The sequence below is a fragment of the bacterium genome (assembly GCA_024226335.1).
Classification (GTDB): Bacteria; Myxococcota_A; UBA9160; order SZUA-336; family SZUA-336; genus JAAELY01.
In genome coordinates this window covers 1-5253 of sequence record JAAELY010000041.1, presented here as the reverse complement: position 1 = coordinate 5253, position 5253 = coordinate 1, and the positions used below count along the sequence as shown (strand labels likewise).

The 5253-nt window shown below is 59.5% G+C and carries 6 protein-coding genes; all 6 read left to right on the top strand.

Annotated elements, in window-relative coordinates; translation table 11 throughout:
* Positions 1-89 precede the first annotated feature (89 nt).
* On the top strand, positions 90-965 hold the full coding sequence (locus GY725_01820; protein ID MCP4002911.1) for a tyrosine-type recombinase/integrase: 876 nt from the start codon (positions 90-92) through the stop codon (positions 963-965).
* Positions 966-976: 11 nt separating this feature from the next.
* Positions 977-1189, top strand: coding sequence for a hypothetical protein (locus GY725_01815; protein MCP4002910.1), 213 nt, complete (start codon positions 977-979; stop codon positions 1187-1189).
* Between the two features lie 106 nt (positions 1190-1295).
* Positions 1296-2540 carry a tyrosine-type recombinase/integrase gene (locus GY725_01810; GenBank protein ID MCP4002909.1) on the top strand — a complete coding sequence of 415 codons (1245 nt, stop codon included), beginning with the start codon at positions 1296-1298 and terminating at the stop codon, positions 2538-2540.
* Positions 2537-3442, top strand: coding sequence for a tyrosine-type recombinase/integrase (locus GY725_01805; GenBank protein MCP4002908.1), 906 nt, complete (start codon positions 2537-2539; stop codon positions 3440-3442). The genes GY725_01810 and GY725_01805 overlap by 4 nt, the downstream gene beginning before the upstream one ends.
* Positions 3439-4449 carry a tyrosine-type recombinase/integrase gene (locus GY725_01800; GenBank protein ID MCP4002907.1) on the top strand — a complete coding sequence of 337 codons (1011 nt, stop codon included), beginning with the start codon at positions 3439-3441 and terminating at the stop codon, positions 4447-4449. Before GY725_01805 ends, GY725_01800 begins: the two co-directional genes overlap by 4 nt.
* A partial coding sequence (locus tag GY725_01795) for a transposase (protein MCP4002906.1) occupies positions 4430-5253 on the top strand: 824 nt, incomplete at its 3' end. The genes GY725_01800 and GY725_01795, both read left to right, overlap by 20 nt.

Sequence of the window (5253 nt, the reverse complement as noted above, 5' to 3'; positions counted from 1 at the left end):
GATCCTCTGTAAGCCGTTGACAGGCTGTGACTTAGGGTCAGAGAAGCGGTTTCCCAATGCAACTGATGAGTTACTGGAAGGAGATCGCCATGCGAAAGGTTCTCACGCGAATCGCCGATGTACTCAAGCGAATGGGAGAGATGCTCAGGATCCGCGGCTACAGCCCGAAAACGGTGCAGGCGTACCTCTGCCGCGCCAGAGGATTCTTGCACTTCTCTCCCTATCCTGTCGATCAGATCAAGCAGGAGCTCGCCCATCAATACCTCGTTCATCTGAAGGACGTGAAGAGGCTCTCGGGCTCCACGATCAATCAGACCCTGTTTGCCATCCGGTTTCTGTTTACCCAGGTCATTCACAAGCCCTGGGACACGGGTCTTTTTCGATGCCATAAACAACGCCGAAAGCTTCCGGTCGCCCTCTCCCTCGATGAAATCTTCAGGATCCTTGCCGAAGTTGCCAATATGAAACATCGAATGATGATTATGACTGCGTACTCTGCGGGGCTGAGGATCAGCGAGCTAACTCACATAAAGTGCCGGGATATCGACAGCGAAGCGATGCGCATCCTGGTCCACGGCAAGGGCGAGAAGGATCGTTACGTCATGCTCTCCCCCAGGCTAGTGGAAGATCTTCGCGAGTACTGGTACGCCTATCGTCCGGGAGTCTGGTTGTTCCCTGGCCAGGATCGTAGCCAACCGATCGGCCCCAAAACGGTTCAACGGGTTTTCAAGCGTGCCAGAGACGCGGCCGGAGTCGATAAGCCCGCGACGCCGCATTCGCTTCGCCACAGTTTCGCTGTCCATCTACTCGAGGCCGGTGTCAATCTCAAGTATATCCAGGAGCTTCTCGGCCATTCCTCGATTCAGTCGACGCTGATTTACCTCAAGCTCGCGCCCGAGTGCGCCAAGGCGGTTCGCAGCCCGTTGGATCAGTTACCGCCCTTGCCGCCGACACGACAGCGCTGAGGACGGCGTCGATGGGTGCCACCTCCCTCGAGGTGGCCGAGATCTTCCGTCGCTACGGCGATGACTATCGGGAGATCTACGCGTTAACGTATCAGCAGCGGCGCGTCATGCGCGCCATTGAGCTGTGTCGTACCGAAGCGCTGGGCGGCCACCTCTACGTCTGTGACCAGTGTGGGTCCGGGATCCCGATCTATAACTCCTGCGTTATGGGGAGCGTTTGGTAATGGAGAGCAGAGGGCTGGTTGCCCGCGCAGGCCAGGCCGACGGCTGATTGATGCTCCCCATTAACCAATCCTGCTCCTGCAGCGTCCAATGATCGTAGAGGACGCGATGCTGGATTCTTACTTCGTAGCTCCCAAGACCCTCAGGCGCCTGCGGAGTGGCACCTTCGGTCCGTATCTCGACAGATTTGCCGAGGAGCTCAAGAGAAGAGGGTATTCGCACTGGACGGCTGTCAAGTACCTCCGCTCGGCTGCGCATCTGGGCCGGTTCGTTGAGCTCCGCGCCATCGCGCTGGAGGCCGTCTCCGAAGGGACTCTTGATACCTACCGTCAGCACCTACTTCGTTGCAGGTGTCCGCGGCCCTTCAGCGAGAAGGTGAATCCCCATGCGTTTTGCGGCGCAAGGCTGCTTGTGGATCATCTTCGGGAGGCAGGAGTCGTCGCCGATCTCATAGCGAAACAGGCAGAGGCAAATCCGCCTCTGATCGACTCGTTTGGTCAGTGGCTACAGCAACACCGCGGTGTTTCGGCGCATACTCGTCGGCAACATTGCCGCCGAGCCGCAGACTTCCTGAGGTGCCTTGGAGACGACCCGAGCCGTTACGACGCGCAGGGAATTCGCGAGTTCTTCGTCATGCGTCATCGTACGTCTAGCCAGCGGTCAGCGCAGGCTCTCGCCGCCTCGCTACGAGCGTTCCTGCGGTTTCTCATCGTCCAAGGACTGTGTCGTACGGGGCTCGATCAGGCTGTGCCGGCGTTGGCCAGGTGGCGACTGGCCAGCCTGCCCCAGGGTCTTTCTGCCTCTGAAGTCGCTCAGCTCCTCGCTGCATGCAATGGCGGGTCGGTGGCGAGAATTCGTGATCGGGCAATTATCCTCCTTCTGGTTCGGCTCGGCCTACGGGCCGGAGACGTTGCTGAACTGAGTCTCACCGACATCGATTGGAAGGACTCTAGTCTCGTCGTCTCTGGGAAGTCGAGACGGGAGGTCCGACTCCCACTCCCGCAAGAGGTGGGAGATGCTCTGTTGACCTACCTCGAGTGCAGGCCAGCAGCCAACACAGACCGGGTTTTCCTTCGCGTGATTGCTCCCATTCGGCCGTTCCGCCGAGGTGACGCTGTGTCGTCGGTCGTCAAAAGCGCCATGCGACGAGCTGATGTGACAGCTCCAGTCACAGGCGCTCACGTCCTACGGCATACAGCAGCGAGAGAAATGCTACGGCAAGGCGTATCCCTCTATGAGATCGGTTCCCTTCTTCGACACCGGTCCATTGAGACAACCGCGTACTACTACGCAAAAGTGGACCGGGACCTTCTCGAGAGCGTCGCCCAACCCTGGCCGGAGATGCTGAGATGATGACCGCTGTCGACTCTTACCTTGCCGTTCGTCGAGCCGCAGGATTCGATCTCTCCGGACAGGAGTACCTGCTGCGCAGCTTCGCACGTTTCGCCGAGAAGAGCGACGAAACGCACGTGCGCACAGCAACCGCCATTGAGTGGGCAGGGCTGGGGCCATCGCCTGCGCAGCGCGACGCGCGCCTGAGAACCGTGGTGCGATTAGCCCGTCACGCCCATCTTGAGGACGCAGGTCACGAGGTGCCTCCGAGTGGGTTCTTCGGCTACCGGAAGAAACGCCGCCTGCCCTTCATCTACTCCAAAGAGGATATCGAGCGATTGATCGGGGCGGCAGCCCGTCTTCGCCCAACGACTTCACTCCGCCCACATACGTACAGGACATTCTTCGCCCTACTCGCCGTAACAGGCCTGCGACTCTCCGAAGGTCGCGGGCTGCGGCTCGAAGATGTGACAAAGGATGGACTGATCATTCGCAAGGCCAAGTTCCAGAAGACCCGCCTTGTTCCCCTCCACGAGACGGCTGCCGCTGGATTGGATGGCTACATCGTTCAGCGGAGGCGGCTACTGACAACTGATGATCATGTTTTCGTCAGCAACAGTGGACGACCTCTCGCTCGGCAAACCGTCTACTCAACCTTTCTGCGCCTCCTGAAATCGAGCGATCTGCTCCGTGCTGGAGATCGTCGTCCTCGCATCCAGGATCTTCGCCACAGCTTCGCGGTTCGGGCACTGGAAGCCTGCCCGGAGGGACGTGACAACGTCGGCCAACACATGCTCGCGCTGTCCACCTATATGGGCCACGCCTCCATCAAGTGTACATATTGGTACCTGGAGGTGACTCCTCACCTCATGCAGGACATCTCGGTGGCATGCGAGGCATTTCACATGAAGGAAAGAGCATGACGCCGATCGCGCCCTACATCACTGCGTTTCTGCGGGATCACCTTGTCGGGCAGCGGGGAGCAAGCGAACACACGCGAGACAGCTACGCTCTCAGCTTCCAACTGCTATTCACCTTCGCCAGCCAGGAGTTCGGAAGAGCTCCGTCAGATCTTTCACTAGAGGACATCGACGCCCTGCTGGTCGCCCGCTTCTTGGAGTACCTTGAGGCGACTCGAAACAACACCAGAGCCACGCGAAACGTCCGACTTGGAGCGATCAAATCGTTCTGCCGCTTCCTCGAATACCGTCGACCCGAGGCTCTCGATCAGGTCCGTCGAATCCTCGCGATCCCGTTCAAGACGACGGAATCTCGCCTCGTCCCTTATCTCGTCTTCGACGAAACACAGGCGGTTCTCGACGCACCGGATCCGAGGACTCGAAGTGGACTGCGTGATCGCGCCTTGCTCCATCTCGCAGTCTCGGCCGGACTCCGCGTGTCCGAGATCATCGGATTGCAGATGGATGACCTGAGCCTGCAACCCCCAAGCATACGCGTGCGCGGCAAGGGCCGGAGAGAACGCGCGCTACCGCTCTGGAAGGAAACCACCCAAGCGTTACGAGCCTGGCTGGTTATCCGGGGCAACCCGCCGACGCCAGAGATCTTCGTAAACTCCCGCGGAGGGGAGCTGAGTCGCTGGGGCGTCGCGTACATTCTTAAAAAGCACGCCACAACCGCAAGCAAGCTGTGCCCCTCCTTGGGAAAGAAGCGTGTTTCCCCCCACGTGCTTCGTCACACCTGTGCGATGACGATACTACGAGCAACCAACGACCTGAGAAAAGTCTCGCTTTGGCTTGGCCACAGCGACATGGGAACAACCGAGGTCTACGTCCGGGCAGACCCCTCGGAGAAACTCGAGGCTGTCGAGGCCATCACACCGCAGAAGCTTCGACGGGGTCGTTTCGAGCCAACGGATAAGCTTCTCGCCCTCCTCAGGACCGACTCCTTATGTGGAGCGAAAAACAGCTAGAAACGCGGCCGACAGAGACTTTTCGGCGGACAGCTCTCCATTACCAAACGCTCCCCATAACGCAGGTAATGGAGAGCTCTCCATTACCTGCGGTAATCGGCACTGCCCGAAGTGTCAATGCATCGACAAGGAGCGATGGCTCGAGGCGCGTGCACGTGACGTCTTGCCGGTGGGCTACTTCCACGTAGTCTTCACCGTGCCCGACACGCTGCACGCGCTGTTTCGCGGCAACCTCCGGTTGCTCTACGGCTTGCTGTTCAAGGCATCGAGCGAAACGCTGGCGCAGATCGCCGCGGATTCTCAGCATCTTGGAGCACGGATCGGTTTCCTCGGCATTCTGCATAGTTGGGGCTCGACCCTCGTGTTCCATCCTCATATCCACTACGTGGTTCCCGCCGGCGGTCTGTCGCCAGACGGAGATCGATGGATTGATAGCGCCGCTCGATTCCTGCTGCCCGTCAAGGTCCTCTCCGAAGTCTTCCGCGGCAAGTTCGTCGACTTCCTCGAGCAGTCGTGGCGCCAGAGGAAGCTGGAGCTCAACGGACCGCTCGAGCAACTGCGCCACCCGGTCCTCTTCGAGGACCTCATCGAGCAACTCTACCGCCACCACTGGGTGGTCTATGCCAAGGAGCCGTTCGCCGGTCCGGAGAAGGTGCTCCAGTATCTGGCCCGCTACACACACCGCGTCGCCATCTCCAACGATCGCCTGCTCGCAATCGACGACGACCAGATCGTCTTTCGCTACAAGGACTACGCTCAGGGCGGCGCTTGGCAGACCATGGCCCTTGAACCGACGGAGTTCAT